At 65.4% G+C, this 16,593-nt stretch carries 16 protein-coding genes; 14 read left to right on the top strand and 2 right to left on the bottom strand.

Annotated features, from left to right (window positions below; translation table 11 throughout):
* Positions 1-28 precede the first annotated feature (28 nt).
* From N5C91_RS17285 to N5C91_RS17265, 5 genes are all read left to right on the top strand, one after another.
* A complete protein-coding gene (locus tag N5C91_RS17285) occupies positions 29-700 on the top strand; it encodes a class I SAM-dependent methyltransferase (RefSeq protein WP_236200790.1) in 672 nt (223 codons plus the stop codon).
* A gap of 3 nt (positions 701-703) precedes the next feature.
* On the top strand, positions 704-1,408 hold the full coding sequence (locus N5C91_RS17280; RefSeq protein WP_236174467.1) for a lipopolysaccharide kinase InaA family protein: 705 nt from the start codon (positions 704-706) through the stop codon (positions 1,406-1,408).
* Positions 1,405-1,629 (top strand): hypothetical protein, encoded by a 225-nt coding sequence (locus N5C91_RS17275; RefSeq protein WP_081517518.1) that lies wholly within the window; start codon positions 1,405-1,407, stop codon positions 1,627-1,629. The genes N5C91_RS17280 and N5C91_RS17275 overlap by 4 nt, the downstream gene beginning before the upstream one ends.
* Before the next feature lie 91 nt (positions 1,630-1,720).
* On the top strand, positions 1,721-2,920 hold the full coding sequence (gene pncB, locus N5C91_RS17270; RefSeq protein WP_279830818.1) for a nicotinate phosphoribosyltransferase: 1,200 nt from the start codon (positions 1,721-1,723) through the stop codon (positions 2,918-2,920).
* Between the two features lie 79 nt (positions 2,921-2,999).
* A complete protein-coding gene (locus N5C91_RS17265) occupies positions 3,000-4,478 on the top strand; it encodes a helicase HerA-like domain-containing protein (protein WP_279830816.1) in 1,479 nt (492 codons plus the stop codon).
* Between the two features lie 198 nt (positions 4,479-4,676).
* Here the strand turns inward: N5C91_RS17265 and N5C91_RS17260 are convergent, their stop codons facing one another.
* Positions 4,677-6,572 carry a methyl-accepting chemotaxis protein gene (locus N5C91_RS17260; protein ID WP_279830814.1) on the bottom strand — a complete coding sequence of 632 codons (1,896 nt, stop codon included), beginning with the start codon at positions 6,570-6,572 and terminating at the stop codon, positions 4,677-4,679.
* 160 nt (positions 6,573-6,732) lie between these two features.
* Positions 6,733-6,930: a Flp family type IVb pilin gene (locus N5C91_RS17255; protein WP_236174858.1), complete on the bottom strand. Its 198-nt coding sequence runs from the start codon at positions 6,928-6,930 to the stop codon at positions 6,733-6,735.
* Between the two features lie 377 nt (positions 6,931-7,307).
* On the opposite strand from N5C91_RS17255, the gene cpaB reads away from it, so the two are divergent.
* From cpaB to N5C91_RS17210, 9 genes are all read left to right on the top strand, one after another.
* On the top strand, positions 7,308-8,228 hold the full coding sequence (cpaB, locus tag N5C91_RS17250) for a Flp pilus assembly protein CpaB (protein WP_279830813.1): 921 nt from the start codon (positions 7,308-7,310) through the stop codon (positions 8,226-8,228).
* 15 nt (positions 8,229-8,243) lie between these two features.
* Complete coding sequence (locus tag N5C91_RS17245) at positions 8,244-9,476, top strand: type II and III secretion system protein family protein (RefSeq protein ID WP_279830812.1); 1,233 nt, start codon at positions 8,244-8,246, stop codon at positions 9,474-9,476.
* A gap of 65 nt (positions 9,477-9,541) precedes the next feature.
* The gene (gene tadZ / locus N5C91_RS17240; RefSeq protein WP_236174779.1) at positions 9,542-10,726 is read left to right on the top strand and encodes a type 4b pilus Flp biogenesis protein TadZ; all 1,185 of its coding nucleotides are present in this window, start codon (positions 9,542-9,544) and stop codon (positions 10,724-10,726) included.
* Positions 10,723-11,970, top strand: coding sequence for a type 4b pilus Flp biogenesis ATPase TadA (gene tadA, locus N5C91_RS17235; protein ID WP_236174780.1), 1,248 nt, complete (start codon positions 10,723-10,725; stop codon positions 11,968-11,970). Before tadZ ends, tadA begins: the two co-directional genes overlap by 4 nt.
* Positions 11,967-12,854 (top strand): type II secretion system F family protein, encoded by an 888-nt coding sequence (locus N5C91_RS17230; RefSeq protein WP_279830810.1) that lies wholly within the window; start codon positions 11,967-11,969, stop codon positions 12,852-12,854. The genes tadA and N5C91_RS17230 overlap by 4 nt, the downstream gene beginning before the upstream one ends.
* 10 nt (positions 12,855-12,864) lie before the next feature.
* Entirely contained in the window at positions 12,865-13,773 is a 909-nt protein-coding gene (locus N5C91_RS17225) for a type II secretion system F family protein (protein WP_236200784.1), read from the top strand.
* The gene (locus N5C91_RS17220; RefSeq protein WP_279830807.1) at positions 13,770-14,567 is read left to right on the top strand and encodes a tetratricopeptide repeat protein; all 798 of its coding nucleotides are present in this window, start codon (positions 13,770-13,772) and stop codon (positions 14,565-14,567) included. The genes N5C91_RS17225 and N5C91_RS17220 overlap by 4 nt, the downstream gene beginning before the upstream one ends.
* A gap of 19 nt (positions 14,568-14,586) precedes the next feature.
* Complete coding sequence (locus N5C91_RS17215; protein ID WP_236174784.1) at positions 14,587-14,865, top strand: DUF3613 domain-containing protein; 279 nt, start codon at positions 14,587-14,589, stop codon at positions 14,863-14,865.
* Between the two features lie 18 nt (positions 14,866-14,883).
* Positions 14,884-16,593, top strand: a 1,710-nt coding sequence (locus N5C91_RS17210) for a pilus assembly protein TadG-related protein (protein ID WP_279830806.1), incomplete at its 3' end; no start/stop codon positions are given.

The following is a 16,593-nucleotide window of genomic DNA, read 5'->3' as shown; positions in this document are numbered from 1 at the left end:
ACCTGAATTCGGGAAAGGTAAATATCCGATGACTGATAAACCCGTCGACCTGGAGTTCTCCCAAAAGTACGACCGCCAGCACGCAGAGCGTTATCTGCGCAAGCACCAGGCCGGACTCTCGCGGAAACTTTCCCACTGGCGCGATGTCCAAGTTGCCCGCCAGGCACTCAAGCTGGCCGGCCAGCCTAACCTGGTGCTCGACCTGCCGTGCGGCGCCGGGCGCTTCTGGCCGATGCTGGCCGAGAAGGAGAACCGGGTGATCATCGGTGCGGACAATTCGCCGGACATGATCGCCGTCGCCTGTGCCGGTCAACCGAATGAGGTTGTAAAACGCGTCCGACCTTTGCAGACTTCGGCGTTTGCCATTGATCTGCCCGACAACGCCGTCGACAGTATCTTCTCGATGCGCCTGATGCACCATATCGGTGAATCTGACGACCGTTTGACGATGTTGCGCGAATTTCACCGCGTAACTCGTGATTCGGTGATCCTGTCGATGTGGGTGGATGGCAACTTCAAGTCCTGGAAACGTGCGCGCGCCGAGTCAACTCGCCAGAAACACGCCTACCAGAACCGCTTCGTGATTCCTGCCAAGACCATCGAGGCGGAGTTCCGCCAGGCTGGTTTCAAGGTCCAGGATCACATTGATTTCGTCCCGCTCATCCATATGTGGCGGGTCTACATTCTGCGCAAGGAGTGATGGATGGCCGTTGATCTGGCATCGCTGCAGCAAATTTCCGGTGATAACGCCATCGACCGTTGGCTTCAGGTGCCCGGCAAATGGGTCGAGGAACCCAACCGTCGGCGCGGTGGCGAAAGCGGCGTGCAGCGAGTCCTGACCTCCGACGGCCGTCTGCTGTACCGCAAGCAGCAGGTGGGACACATCTATCGCGACCTGTTGCATCCTTTCGGTTACCCCACCGCCATCCGCGAACGGGACGCCCTGCGCGCTGCCGAGGCGCTGGGGGTGAAGGTGCCGACCCTGGTCTACGCCGGTTGCCGCAAGGTCGACGGCGAGTGGCAGGCGCTGCTCGTCACCGAATCGCTGGATGGCTTCAGCAGCCTGGAAGACTGTTACGCCCGTGGTGACCAGGAGCGTTGGGGCGAAGCCCTGCACCAAAGAATTCTGCAACATTACGGTAGTACCCTTGCAAAGCTTAATGCCGGCCGTTGGCAGCATGGCTGCCTCTACCTGAAGCATGTCTTTGTGAAGGTGGACGGCGACAAGATCGACGTGGCCCTGATCGACATGGAAAAAGCCCGTCAGCGTTTCAGCGCCCAGCGTGCTGCCCGTCACGATCTTCGCCAGGTCAAACGCCGCTCGTCGTGGACAGAGGCGCAATGGCAGGCCTTTGTCTATGGTTACCAAGCGGCGTTTGGCAGCGCCATCAAAGGGTTGCAGACATGAAGTTAGAAATTACGCGAGGTTTGCTCCTCATCGGCGCGCTCGGGGTGGCGACCCTGGCGGCGGCGGCCTGGCATGAGCCGGGGCCTTCGGTCATTTCCGGAAAAGGTGGCCTGGACAGCTGCCCGATGCCGCCCAACCTACGCGCCAAGCAACAGGACATCCGCCCGGATGACGACCTGCTGCTTTTCCTGTTCGGAATGTCGCAGAGCAAGGCCCGCTGATTTCTGATTCGAACTCCAAACCCCGCCTCGGCGGGGTTTTTTGTGGGCGACCGGTTTAGACTGCCGGTTCGAAGCCTGCGATGAGACGAGCATGAGCGACAGCGCATTTTCCCGGCGGATCGTGCAGAACCTGCTGGATACCGATTTCTACAAGCTGAGCATGATGCAGGCGGTGCTGCACAACTACCCCAACGCCGAGGTGGAGTGGGAGTTCCGTTGCCGCAACGAAGAGGACCTGCGCGCCTATCTGGACCCGCTGCGCGAACAGATCGAGCGCTTGGCGGAGCTTTCCTTCGCGCCGCAGGACCTGGCCTTCCTCGAACGCATACCTTTCTTCAAGCCGGACTTCATTCGCTTCCTCGGTCTGTTCCGCTTCAATCCCAGCTATGTGCAACTGGGCGTGGAGAACGACGAGCTGTTCCTGCGCCTGAAAGGCCCATGGCTGCACGTGATCCTCTTCGAGGTGCCGCTGCTGGCGAGCATCAGCGAAGTACGCAACCGCCATCGCCACCCGGGCACGACGCTGACGATGGTCCGCGAGCGCCTGCAGGAAAAGTTCGACTGGTTGCGTCAGGAGGCCAGTGCCGAAGAGCTGGCCGGCTTCAAGATGGCCGACTTCGGTACCCGCCGGCGCTTTTCCTACCCGGTGCAGGAGGCGGTTGTGCGTGATCTGCGCGACGGCTTCCCGGGGCATTTCGTTGGCACCAGCAACGTTCACCTGGCCCGCGAGCTGGGCGTGAAGCCCCTGGGCACCATGGCCCACGAGTGGCTGATGGCGCACCAGCAACTCGGCCCGCGGCTGATCGACAGCCAGGCCGCCGCGCTGGATGCCTGGGTCCGCGAATACCGTGGCCAGTTGGGGATCGCGCTGACCGACTGCATCACCATGGAAGCCTTCATGGCGGACTTCGACCTCTACTTCGCCAAGCTCTTCGATGGCCTGCGCCACGACTCGGGCGACCCGCTGGAGTGGGCGGAGAAGGCCATCCGTCACTACGAGCAACTGGGCATCGACCCGCAGACCAAGACGCTGGTGTTCTCCGACGGCCTCAACCTGCCACGCGCGTTGGAAATCTACCGGGCGCTGCGCGAGCGCATCGATGTCAGCTTCGGCATCGGTACTCACTTCACTTGCGATGTGCCGGGCGTACAGCCGATGAACATGGTGCTGAAGATGACCGCCTGCAATGGCCATCCAGTGGCGAAAATCTCCGATGCGCCGGGCAAGACCCAGTGCAAGGACGAGAACTTCCTGCACTATCTCAAACACGTCTTCAAAGTGCCGGCGTAGCCGATTGCGCGGCGCGGCCGGACGCGCCACTCTTGTTCAGGCACTCACAGCGACAGGCCCACTGAAAGGGGAACAACGGATGTCAGCCACGAACGAACTCATCATCGGCGCGGGCCCCGACGGGCAGCCGATCGGCCAGTCCTGGAAGCTGGCCAACCGTCACGGCCTGATCGCTGGCGCCACCGGCACCGGCAAGACGGTGACGCTGCAGCACCTTGCCGAGTCCTTCAGCGACGCCGGCATCGCGGTGTTCGCTGCCGACATCAAGGGTGACCTCTGCGGTATCGCCGCCGCCGGCAACCCGCAGGGTAAGGTGGCCGAGCGCATTGCCAGCATGCCCTGGCTGAACTACCAGCCGCAGGCCTACCCGGTGAGCATCTGGGACGTCGCCGGGAAGACCGGCCACCCGCTGCGCACCACGTTGTCGGAAATGGGCCCGCTGCTGCTGGCCAACCTGCTGGAGCTGACCGAGAGCCAGCAGGCGGCGCTGTTCGCCGCCTTCAAGGTGGCCGACCGTGAAGGCCTGCTGCTGCTCGACCTGAAGGACCTCAAGGCGTTGCTCAATCACTTCAAGGAGCATCCGGAAGTCCTCGGTGAGGACCGCGCATTGTTCACGGCGGCTTCGTCCCAGGCGCTGCTACGGCGCCTGGCGCTGCTGGAGCAGCAGGGCGCCGAGGACTTCTTCGGTGAGCCGGCGCTGCAACTGGAAGACCTGCTGCGCCCCGAGGCCGACGGCCGTGGCCGTATCCACCTGCTGGACGCCAGCAAGCTGGTGCACGATGCGCCCAAGGTCTACGCCACCTTCCTGCTCTGGCTGCTGGCCGAGCTGTTCGAGCAATTGCCCGAGCGTGGTGATGCCGACAAACCGATCCTCGCGTTGTTCTTCGACGAGGCGCACCTGATGTTCAACGGTACGCCCAAGGCCCTGCAGGATCGCCTGGAGCAGGTGGTGCGGCTGATTCGCTCCAAGGGCGTGGGTGTCTACTTCGTCACCCAGTCGCCCAGCGACCTGCCGGACGATGTGCTGGCGCAGCTGGGCCTGCGCATCCAGCACGGCCTGCGCGCGTTCACCGCCAAGGAGCAGAAGTCCCTGCGTGCGGTGGCCGATGGCTTCCGCCCGAACCCGGCGTTCGACACCCTCAAGGTTCTTACCGAACTGGGTATCGGCGAGGCGTTGGTGGGCACCCTGGAAGAGAAGGGCACGCCTGCGATGGTCCAGCGCGTGGCCGTAGCGCCACCGCAATCGCGCATTGGCCCGCTGACCGATGCCGAGCGCGTCGAGATCATCCGGCGCTCTCCGCTGGCCGGCCGCTATGACCAGCCGATCGACCGCGAGTCCGCCTACGAGAAGCTGACCGGCCGCGCTGACGACAAGATGGCAACGACCCAGGAGAAGGAAGAGAAGGGCACCGATTTCGGTGGTATGGCCGGCGAAATCCTCGGTTCACTGGCCAGCCAGGTCAGCAAGACCGTGGTGCGCCAGGCGGCGAATCAGATCGGCCGGCAACTGGTGCGTGGGCTGATGGGCGCGCTGTTGGGCGGAAGCAAGCGGCGGTAATCGCGGAGCTGTCTGTCACGGATCAGATCGGTCCCAGTGAAAGCGGAGTTTGCCGGTGGATTTTTCGGGAGGCGGTTCGCGAGCAAGCTCGCTCCTACGAAGAGCACGTAGCACCCTGTAGGACCGTGGGGGGGCGCCTAGCCCTTGCTCGCGAACAAAAAAGGCGCCCGAGGGCGCCTTTTTCGTGGCCACTGAACATCAGATACGGAAGCTGTCCACCAGATGGCGCAGGCGGCCAGCCTGGTTTTCCAGGTCGGCGCAGGCGCGCAGGGTCGCTTGCAGGTTTTCCACACCTTCCTGGTTCAGGGTGTTGATCTCGGTGATGTCCATGTTCAGCGAGTCGACCACCGCGGTCTGCTCCTCGGTGGCGGTGGCCACCGACTGGTTCATCGAGTCGATCTCGCCAATGCGGTGGGTGACGCTGGCCAGGCGCTCGCCGGCGCGGTTGGCGATCTCCACGCTTTCCAGGCTGTAGCGCTGGCTTTCGGTCATGGTGTCCACGGCTTCGCGGGCGCCAACCTGTAGCTCTTCGATCATTTTCTGAATCTGCTGGGCGGATTCCTGGGCGCGGTGGGCGAGGTTGCGCACTTCGTCGGCGACCACGGCGAAGCCACGGCCGGCCTCACCGGCGCGGGCGGCCTCGATAGCGGCGTTCAAGGCCAGCAGGTTGGTCTGTTCGGAGATGCCCTTGATCACCTCCAGAATCTGCCCGATGTTCACCGTGCGGCTGTTCAGTGCCTCGATGTTGGCGCAGGCGGAACTGATCTTGTCCGACAGCTGATTCATGGCGCTGATGGTCTGCTCCACGACTTGTCTGCCATCGGCGGACTGATGCGAGGCATCGGTGGCGTGGTGCGAGGCGTCGGCGGCGTTGCGCGCGATCTCCTGGGCGGCGGCGCCCAGCTCGTTGATCGCCGCGGCCACGCTGTTGGTGCGGTTGGCCTGTTCGTCGGAGTTGCTCATCGACGAGTTGGAGGCGTTCACCACCAACTGCGATACGTCGTGCAGGCTGCGTGCGGTGGAGGCCACTTCGCGGATCGACTCGTGGATACGTTCGACGAAGCGGTTGAAGGCGTTGGCCAACACGCCGAACTCGTCGTTGCTGGCGACTTGCAGGCGCTTGGTCAGGTCGCCTTCGCCCTGGGCGATGTCCTGCATGGCACGGCCCATGTCGGTCAGCGGCGCCATCAGCACGCGGATCAGCATGCCCAGCAGGAAGAGGATGGCGACGATGGCGATTACCGTGGCAATGATGGCGGTGTTGCGGAAGTCGCTCAGCATCGCGTAGGCCGAGTCCTTGTTGAGCACCAGGGCGACGTACCAGGTGACGCCCGGCAGGCCCTTCACCGGTGTCATCGAGACCAGTTGCTCTTCACCGTTGATGCTGACTTCCTGCACGCCCGGCTGCACCTTCGGTGCGCCTTGCTGGTAGACCTCGCCGAGGGATTTGAAGATCAGGCTGCTGTCCGGGTGCAGGAGGATCTTGCCGGCATCGCTGACCAGGAAGGCATAGCCGTCGCCGTCGAATTTCAGCGAGTTGATGATCGCGGTGATGGTTTCCAGCTTCATGTCGCCGGCGGCTACGCCGACCAGTTGGCCGTTGCGCATGACCGGCATCGACATGGCGAGGATCTGCTCGTTGGTGCCGGCGTCGAGGAAGGGCTCGGTGACGATCAGCCGGCCGGCGGCCACGGCGTCCTTGTACCAGCCGCGAGTGCGCGGGTCGTAGCCGTCGGGCATCGGTGCGTAGGGGCGCATGGTGAATACGCCGCTGGAGGCTTCGCCGAGGTAGACCGATTCGAAGTTCTTCTGGAATACCGCCTGCTCCAGTACATGCTGGATGCGTTCGGGTGTCGGCTCGCCATCGGCCAGTTGCGCGGCCTCCGCCTCGACCAACTGGATGCGGCCTTCCAGCCAGCTCTGGATGTTGCTGGCGGTCAGGCTGCCGACCTCGGAGAGGTAGGACTCGGTGTCGGAGTGGATGGCCTCGCGCTGGCGGAAGTCGTTGAAGAGGATGAAACAGGCGAAGGCGAAGGTGACCACCAGGGAGGCTGCCAGGAGAATCTTCCTGGAGAAGGACAGCGAACGAAGCATCGGTAAAGCATCCTGCTGCAAAACGGGTTTGAGCAGGCTCTATCGGCTGCGCCGGGAAAAACTTTAGCGGCGTTGCACAAACATGCAGCCGAACAAGTTCCCGCGCAGTAGCGCGGGAACTATCGATTCGAAATAATCGGGGTGGTCGAACTGCGGAAACTTATTTGACGGCTTTAGCCACTTCGTCCTGGATGCTGGTCATGATCGTGCCCAGATCACCGCCGATTACGCTGGCCCCCGCGATTACCACCACCGAGATCAATCCAGCGATAACCGCATATTCGATCGCGGTTGCCCCTTCCTTGTCGGCGGCGAATGCCTTGGCTGCGCAGTACAGCTTCAGGGACAGGTTCTTGATTTTCAGGTCCATGGCGGGTGCTCCCTCGAATACCACCGGGGCGGCGCCCCGACTTCATCGTCAGGCTAGGCGTCGTATGGCCGAATGCAATTGTTCAAATAGCGCTAATACCAAAGTTATAGCTATCTCGGCATATAAGTAATTGCATGGCGTAAATTTAACGGGCGTGGTTGACGCTATAAACACAGCTACTAGATTCAGCCTTGGAACAAACAGAGTCTGATTATGAGGAATGATTCTTATCGAACTTCCTCGACTGGCCGAAATAACAATAAAGGTCTGAAGGACAAGCATCGGCGATACCGGTGACGGAACTTCTTACGCTAAGGCCGTGGACTTCCGGGTCCGCATTCCCGACATCGCCCAAGGATGTGCTCATGAATAGCAAGGTGCTGATGGTGTTCGCCGGGCTGTTGTTGGTATGTGCCGGCGTGGTGGGGTATCTCGGGCTCAAGGTCGGCAAGCCGGCCGCTCCCGTCGCCGGAGTGGTGCAGGAGGTTGCACCGGCGGCGCTGGCGGAGGCCGACAAGCTGCAACGCACCGCCGTGGTGGTGGCGGCCCGCGACCTGCCGGCCCTGGCGGTGATCGGCAAGGACGATCTCACGGTCGAGATGCTGCATACCGCTCCCGCCGGCAGCTTTCCCAAGCCCGAGGCGCTGATCGGCCAGCGCGTCTGGGTCGCCGTTCCGGCGGGCAACATCCTCACTTCCGCGGTGACCGAGCCGGGGGGGCCCCTGGCTCGCACCATCCGGCCAGACGAACGCGCCATGGCGATTGCCGTCGACGAGGTCATCGGCGGCGGCGGCTTCGTGCTGCCCGGCGACTATGTCGACGTCATGCTCTTCGTCCAGGACCAGCAGAGCAGCGAACGCAGCCTCAGCGCCCAGGTGGTGCTGCCGGGCGTGCGGGTGCTGACCTATGGCGAACAGATCGCCGTTTCTGCCGATGGCCAGGCGCGCAACGCCGGCGACCCCAAGGACAAGACCCCCAAGCCGCCGCGCACCGCCGTGCTGGCAGTGCCTGCCGAGGCGGCCGCGCGCCTGATGCTCGCCAGCCAGGCCGGCTCCCTGCGCCTGGCCGTGCGCAGCAAGGACGAGAATCTCTACGAGAAGGAGCAGCAGGGGCGTTACATCCAGGCCTCGCTCGGCGCCTCCAGCAGCCAGTCGATCACCCTCGACCAGCTGATCGGCAAGCCGCGGCAGCCCCAGGCCCCCGCCGTGCGCCATGTCTCCGCTCCGCAGGTCGACGCCGGTGTGGTGGTCTACCGCGGTACCGCCGTTACCCGTGAAGCACATTGAGCAAGGAGTGCATCGATGTCCAAGCGCTTCATCCTTCCCCTGGTCGCCATGCTGGCCTGCGCCGTGCACTCCGCGGCGCAGGCTGTGCCGAGTGCCTGCGCCGGCTTCGCTGACCAGCAACTGAACCTCGACGTCGAGCAGGGCGCGCAGCGCGACCAGCAACTACCGGTGCCGATCAAGCGCCTGGCCATCGGGGATCCGAACATTGCCGACGTGCAGGTGCTGGACAAGCGTGATTTCCTCATCACCGGCAAGGCCGAGGGCCTGACCAGCCTGCTGATCTGGACCAGCTGCAGCGACCAGCCGATACGCACCGTGGTGCGTGTCGGCGGGCGTGCGGTTGGCGATGTCGCGGGTGTTGCCGGCGCCTCTGCCGGCAGCCTGCCCAACCAGGTGCAGACCGATATCCGCTTCGTCGAGGTCAGCCGCAGCAAGCTCAAGCAGGCCAGCACATCGCTGGTGCGGCGCGGCTCCAACACCTTCGTGCTGGGCTCGCCAGGCAGCCTGGGCAACATGACGGTCGACCCCGTGGGTAACCTGGATGGCACCTTCGGCAATGCCAACGGCGGCTTCAACATCATCTGGGGTGGCGGCAGCAGCAAGTGGCTGGGCTTCATCAACGCCCTCGAAGGCAGCGGCTTCGCCTACACCCTGGCGCGGCCCAGCCTGGTTGCCACCAGCGGGCAGAGCGCTTCGTTCCTGGCCGGTGGCGAGTTCCCGATTCCGGTGCCCAATGGCGACAAGGACACCATCACCATCGAGTACAAGGAGTTCGGCGTGCGCCTGACCCTGACCCCGACGGTGATGAACGACAAGCGCATCGCCCTCAAGGTCGCACCGGAAGTCAGCGAACTGGACTTCTCCAGCGGCATCCGCACCAACGACATCGCCGTGCCGGCGCTGACCGTGCGGCGCACCGACACCAGCGTGATGCTGGCCGACGGCGAGAGTTTCGTGATCAGCGGGCTGATCAGCAGCAGCACTATCAGCAACGTCGACAAGTTCCCCTTCCTCGGCAGCATCCCGGTCATCGGCGCACTGTTCCGCTCCTCCAGCCTGGACAAGGACGACCGCGAGCTGCTGATGATCGTCACCCCCCACCTGGTCCAGCCGCTGGCGGCCAATGCCGCGTTGCCGAAGCTGCCGGGCGAGGGACTGCGTGACTACGACCCGGGGTTCGGCGAGTTCTACTTCCTCGAGGACGGTCGCTTCGACAAGCGCAAGGCCAGCAGCGGGATGTCGCACTGATGGATACCTACGAAGCGCTGACCCGCCAGAGAGCGGGAGGCAAGGCAAAGGAAGGGAGCACGGGCATGAGTCAGACTTTCGTGGCGCTGGTCCAGCATCCCGGCGAGCAGGAGTGGTTGCAGAGCAGCCTGGCCGGCTGTGGGCAGGTGGTGCTGGCCAACAGCGGGACCCTGGAAGAGCTGCTGTCGCTGCTCGACGTCACCGGCGCGACGGTGCTCTTCACCAGCCTGAACAAGGCCAACCTGGTGTCCCAGGGTTCGCTGATCGAGGGCCTGGTCTCCGCGCGGCCGCTGCTTTCGGTCGTGGCCGTCGGCGATGGCCTGGACAACCAGCTGGTGCTGGCCGCCATGCGCGCCGGCGCCAGGGACTTCGTCACCTACGGTGCCCGCGCCAGTGAGCTGAGCGGGCTGGTCCGCCGCCTCGGCGGACGCCTGCCGACGGTACCGGTGAGCGCCACCCAGCAGGGCGAGCTGATCAGCCTGATCAGCGCCCGGCCCGACGCCGACGGCGCCTTCGTCGCGCTGCACCTGGCCCTGGCGCTGCAACGCCAGCCGGAGCATCGCGTGCTGCTGGTGGATATCGGCCAGCCCACCGGCGAAGCGCTGGCGATTCTCGGCATGGAGCCGGCCTTCACCTTCGCCGATGCGCTGCGCAACCTGAGGCGCCTGGACCAGACCCTGATCGACAGCGCCTTCACCCGTCACGAATCCGGCCTGCGCGTGCTCAGCCTGTCGGACGAGCCCGGCGTGCTGGAGCGCATCACCACCGCCGAGCTGTACCTGCTGCTGGGCAACCTGCGCAGCGCGTTCAGCCACATCCTGATCAACCTCACCGGCGTCGCCGAAGGCGATCTCAGCGGGCAATTGCTGATGCAGGCCAGTCGCGTGCTGTGGCTGGTGGACCAGAGCGTGCCGTCCTGCAAGAAGGGACTGGAGCGCCTGCGCCGCCTGCGCGAGCGCACGCCGACGCTGCCGCGTATCGAGCTGCTGATCGAGCGCTACTGGCCCTCGGTGCCGCCCGATGCGCCGGCGCTGGGCAAGATGTTCGGCCTGGAGCTGTTCGGCATCCTGCCGGCCTCGCCGGAAGCCCGCCTGCGCGCCAAGAACGTCGGCCAGAGCCTGTTCGACCTGGCCCCGCGTGACCCGTTGACGGTCAAGCTGCGTGACCTGGCCGAAGCGCTGGGCGCGGGCGTGGCCGAGAAGCGCGGGCTGTTCGGCTGGATCGGCCGCACCAAGGCCGCGCGCTCATGAGCCAGCACTACGGCGGGGGCCACGGTCGCCACGACCAGGACCTGCAGACGCTGAAAATGCGCCTGCACCGCTACATCATCGACGAGATCGACGAAGACGGCATGAACCTGCTGGAGGGCGCGCGGCCCGCGGTAGCGCAGTACGTCTCGGAGAAGGTCTGCGAGTACGCCTCGCGGCGCCAGCTGGCGATCTCCCGCTACGAACTCGACCGCCTCGCCGAAGAGGTGGTGGACGAACTGACCGGCTTCGGCCCGCTGGAAATCCTCCTGCGCGATCCGGGTATCTCGGAAATCCTGGTCAACGGCCCGGACCGGGTGTTCATCGAGCACGAAGGCCGGCTGTACCAGAGCGATCTGCGCTTCATCGACGATCACCACGTACAGCGTGTGATCCAGCGCATCCTCGCGCCCCTGGGGCGGCGCCTGGACGAGTCCAGCCCGATGGTGGATGCGCGCCTGCCCGACGGCAGCCGGGTCAACGCAATCATCCCGCCGGTGGCGCTGGACGGGCCTTGCCTGTCGATCCGCAAATTCAGCAAGGAACTGCTCAAGAGCGCCGACCTGCTGGCCTACCAGAGCGTCGACGAGGCCATGCTGGCATTCCTCCGCCAGGCCGTGGCGAGCCGCTGCAATATCCTCATCAGCGGCGGTACCGGCACCGGCAAGACCACGCTGCTCAACGTGATGAGCAGCTTCATCGACGAGCGCGAGCGCATCGTCACCATCGAGGACACCGCCGAGCTGCAACTGGGCCACGACCACGTGGTGCGCCTGGAAACCCGTCCGCCGAACGCGGAAGGCTTCGGCGAAGTCACTGCCCGTGACCTGATCCGCAACGCCCTGCGGATGCGCCCGGACCGCATCATCCTCGGCGAGATCCGCGGCGTCGAAGTGCTCGACGTGCTGCAGGCGATGAACACCGGCCACGACGGCTCGATGAGCACCGTGCACGCCAACTCGGCCATGGATTCGCTGCTGCGCCTGGAAATGCTGGTGGGGCTCACCGGCCAGCGCGTGCCGGAGCAGACCCTACGGCAGATGCTCTGCTCGGCGCTGGACATCATCGTGCAGATCACTCGTCTGTCCAACGGCCGCCGCTGCGTCAGCGAGATTCTCGAGGTGCTGGAGGTGCGCGATGGCGTCTACGTCACCAATTCCCTGTTCAGCCTCGACCGGCGCGGCAGCGGGCAGTTCGTCCGCACTGCGCAGCCGGGCGGCCTGAAGTTCCGCCAGGTGTTGCTGTGAGCGGCGCGCTCTGGCTGGTCGTGGTCAGCCTGGCGTTGGCGGCGCTGGGTGTGCTGCTGGCGGGGATGAGCTGGCGGGCGCGGCACCATGAAGTGGTGATGCGCCGCCTGAGCGGGGAGAGTGTGGTCAACGGCGGCGGTCGTGCCCGCAGCAGCCACTGGCTGGCCCGGCGCATGCGCCGAGCCGGCATCGGCGAGATGCGCCACTGGGTGCTGGGAGCGGTGGTGGTCTGCATCCTGCTGGCGCTGTTCGGGCAGCGCCTGGGCGGCCCGGTCGGGGCACTCTGCGGTGTCGGACTGGGCGTGCTGGGCTTCCATGGCTTGCTCAACCTGCTGTACCGCCGGCGCCTGCAGAAAATGATCCGGCAGATGCCCAACTTTCTCGACCAGGTGGTGCGCAGCTTGCACTCGGGGCGCACCCTGGGCGACGCCATCACCCAGGCGGTGAATGGCGCCGACGACCCGCTGCGGGAAATCTTCTCGCTGGTGAACAACCACGTGCTGCTGGGCATCAGCCTGCCCGAGGCGCTGCAGGAAGTGGCCGAGCTCTACGACGTGGAAGAACTGCACGTGCTCTCCCTCGGCGTGGCGGTGAACCATCGCTACGGCGGCAACACCACCGACCTGCTGGAAAACATCATCAAGGTCATCCACGAGCGCGAGAAGCTCGGCCGCCAGTTGCGCGCGATGACCGGCGAAACGCGCATGAGCGCCCTGGTCCTGGCCTTGCTGCCGATCAGCCTGGGCGGCTACATCCTGTTCAGCAATCCGGGCTACCTGATGAACATGTGGCACGACCATGGCGGCCGCCTGATGCTGCTGACTTCCCTGGGGTTGCAGGTGCTGGGGTGCTACACGCTCTGGCGCATGCTCAAGAGCATCTGAGGAGGCCGGCATGCCCCTGATGTACGGATTGATGGCAGTGATCCTGGCCCTGGCGGCGATCCTCCTGCTGCTCTCGCAGAGCCGCGCCGCCAGCCGCGAGCAGCGCCTGATCGAGCAGCGCCTGGGCAGTGACGCGTTGCCGCGCGGTGCCGGCCAGCGCGTGGCGCAGGCGTTCGACCGGATGAGCGACAGCGGCCTGGGCCGGCGCCTGCAACTGCGCGACGAGGAAGTCCGGCTGCTGCTCAACCAGGCCGGCTGGTCCGGCAGCACGCCGCGCAGTATCTACCTGATGTCGATCTTCCTGGTGCCGGTGCTGTTCGTGACCATCGTGCTGGTGATCCTTGCCACCCCCGGGCATGCGCACACCTCGCCGCTGTTGCCGCTGTCCTTCGCCGCCGGCATCGGCTTCCTGCTGCCCAAGCGCGTGCTGGCCTACTTTGCCGGCCGGCGCCGGCAGCGCCTGGCCGACGAGGTGATCCTGTTCATCCAGCTGATCCGCATCCTCTTCGACTCCGGCCTCACCGTGGAGCAGAGCCTGCGCGTGGTCTGCCGCGAGGGGCGGAGCATCGTGCCGGTGCTGGTGGAAGAGCTGGACGGCGTACTGGCCCATGCCGAGAGCGGCCTGGACCTGGCTGACGAGCTGGAACTGCTGAGCAAGCGCCTGGCGGTGGGGGAATTGAGCGACTGCTGCAACGTGCTGCGCCAGATGGTGCGCCAGGGCGGCAGCGCGCGCGGGTCGCTGCTCACCCTCAAGCAACTGTTCGAGGACCGGCGTCTGACCGGCCTGCAGGAAAAGGTCAGCAAGATGTCGGCGAAGATGAGCCTGGTGATGATGACGCTGCTGTTCCCGGCATTGCTGATCATCCTTGCCGGGCCCGGTTTCCTCGCGATTACCAAGGCCCTGGGGAGAATGGGATGAGAAACGCCTGCTTGATCGGCCTGCTCGGCATGATGCTCGGCGGCTGCGCCAACTTCGACACCCTCGGCGGGCCGAGCGTCGGGCAGAACTGCGACGAGAAGCTCGGCCAGGCGGTGGAGCTGCAGCTCAACCTGGCCCGCGAGATGCTCGACAACGGCCGTGCCCATGCGGCCCTGGCCAACCTGGAAACCCTGCCGCCCAACTCGCTGGAAGTGCGCGAAAGCAAGGCGCTGGCCCTGCGCCGGATTGGCGACCCGAAGGCGCGGATGGTCTACGAGGGGCTGCTGGGGACCTGCAAGTCCGCCGAGGCACACCACGGCCTGGGGCAGATCGCCATGCGCGCCGGCAATACCGTCGAGGCCGAGCGCGAACTGCGTGAGGCGGCGCGCCTGCAGCCCACCGACAGTGCCCTGCGCAACGACCTGGGCTATGTCCTGCTGCGCCGCGGTGATCTGGAGAAGGCGCGCTTCGAGTTCATCACCGCCATGGAACTGAACGAGCACGACAAACTGCCGGCCACCAACCTGCTCAGTGTCATGTTCATCCAGGGCGAGAACAGCGAGGCCGGCCGGCTGATCCAGAGTGTCGGGCTGTCTGCCGACCAGGTGCGCGCCGCCCAGGACCAGGCCAGGGACCTGCGCCCGGCAGGCCCCGCCAGCCCCGCCAGCCAACCGGCGGTGCAGGCGGAAAGCGTGAGCTATGTGGACGAGCCGGTAGAGGACGCGCATCCGGCCCTGGTCGAGTCGACGCCTGCGGTAGCGCGTGACGCCAAGCTGCTGGTCAAGGCCCGCTGAGGCGGGCAGGGAGGACGGGATGAAGACATGGATTCTGGCTGCTGCGCTGCTGGCTTCGCCGATGCTGGCCGAAGCCGTCGACAACACCCGCACGGAGGCCGGCACCACGGCTCGCGACCAGCAGGAAGTGCTGACCTGGCTGGAACTGCAGAGCAGCGGCCAGGCGGCCTCCAGTAACCGGCAAAGCGCCACGCCGGCCGAGCGCGACCGTGCCTACCAGCGCTACCTGAAGAGCTATACCCGCGAGATTCCCGAGTATCTGCTCGACGACAACGGCTTCAGCACTGACAAGAAATGATCCCTTCCGGAGGCTGCCATGGGACGTGAACGGCAGCGAGGCGCAATCGGTGTCATGGCGGTGGGAACGCTGCTGCTGGCGCTGATCTGCCTGGCCCTGGTGGTAGACACCGGGCGCCTGTACTTCGAACAGCGCAAGTTGCAGCGCGTGGCCGACATGGCGGCGCTGGAGGCGGCGACGCAGAGCGGCATGTGCGGCACCCAGCAGGCGGCGGCGATCCAGGGGCTGGTAGTGGCCAGCGCGGCGAAGAATGGTTTTGTCCCGGCCGCCGGTGACACGCTCACCGGACAACTGGGCAGCGTGCTGCTGGATGCCGGCAACGGTGCGCCACAGTCGCGGCGGATCTTTAGCCCGGGAGGCGCTTTCGCTGACTCGGTGCAGGTGGAGGTTTCCCACAAGGTACCCTCCAGTCTGATCCTCAACGTGGCCAGCCTCTTCACCCAGGCACCCGCGCAAACCGAGCTGGTGGCGCACGCTGTTGCACGGCGCAGCGCAATTGGCGCGCTGTCCGCGGGCAGCGGCCTGCTGAACCTGGATACCAGCCGCTCGGCGCTGCTCAATGGGCTGCTCGGCTCGCTGCTGGGCATCACGCTCAATCTCGATGTCGCCAGCTACAACGGCATCGCCGGCGCCAACCTCTCTCTGCGTGACCTTGCCACCCAGTTGAACCTGAGCGTCGGCACGGTCCAGGAGTTGCTCAATACCAACGTCGGCGTGGCGCAGTTGCTCGGCGCCGCCGTCAGGGCGGTCAGCGCTTCCGGAACGGCAGGGGTGAACACCGCGCTGCTCGGCAACGCGCTGGCGACGGTCAAGGTGCCCACGACCAACATCAGCCTGGCGTCGATCCTCAGCGTCGCCACGCCCAGCGCGCTGCCCGATACCGCACTGGACTCCAAGGTGAACCTGCTCGACCTGCTGATGGCCACGGCGATGGCGGCGAACCAGGCAACGGCGGTGACCGTCCCCGCCCTGAGCCTGACGGTGCCTGGCGTCACCAACCTGGGGGTGAGCCTCTACATCATCCAGCCGCCGCAGGTCGCCATCGGCTTTCCGGGCAAGAACACCGATGGCTCCTGGCGCACCGATGCCAAGCCGGCGCAGGTGCGGGTATCTCTGAAAGCTACGGCGAACCTGCTGGGTATCGCTAATACGACAATCAACCTGAGCCTCAAGGCGATCAGTGGCCACGCCGCGCTGGAGAGCATTCAGTGCGCGGGCATCGGCCAGCCTGCCAGCGCCACGGTGCAGGCTTCGGCCAGTCTGGCGACAGTGGAGAACCTCAGCTTCGTCACCAACCTGCTGCCCTCGGCGACGGCCAGCCTGGCGTCGATCAGCATTGCGCCCAAGCCGGGCGTGGTGCCGGCGATGATCGACCTGGGCAGCAACGCCGATCAGCAACTGACGTTCATCGTCGCCAGCCGCAATGACCTGCCCAGCGCCGTGCAGCGCATCACCACCCCGGTGGGTAACGCCCTGGCCAAGGGCCTGAGCAACATCGGCCACAACCTGGATATCCAGGTCGCGCTGGCGCCCTGTAACAATATTCTCGGTTGCCTGGTGGGGGATATTCTCGGCGGGCTGCTCAACGGCCTGTTCAAGACCGTAACGGCGCTGATCGGCGGTCTGGCCGATGCGCTGGCGCCGATCCTCGCTTCACTGGGCTCACTGGTACTCGACCCGTTGCTCAGCCTGCTGGGGATTCAACTGGGTACGCTGGATGTCCGCCTC

The sequence above is a fragment of the Pseudomonas sp. GD03903 genome, from assembly GCF_029840045.1.
Lineage (GTDB): Bacteria > Pseudomonadota > Gammaproteobacteria > Pseudomonadales > Pseudomonadaceae > Pseudomonas > Pseudomonas pseudonitroreducens.
This window is presented reverse-complemented; position numbering and strand designations above follow the sequence as displayed.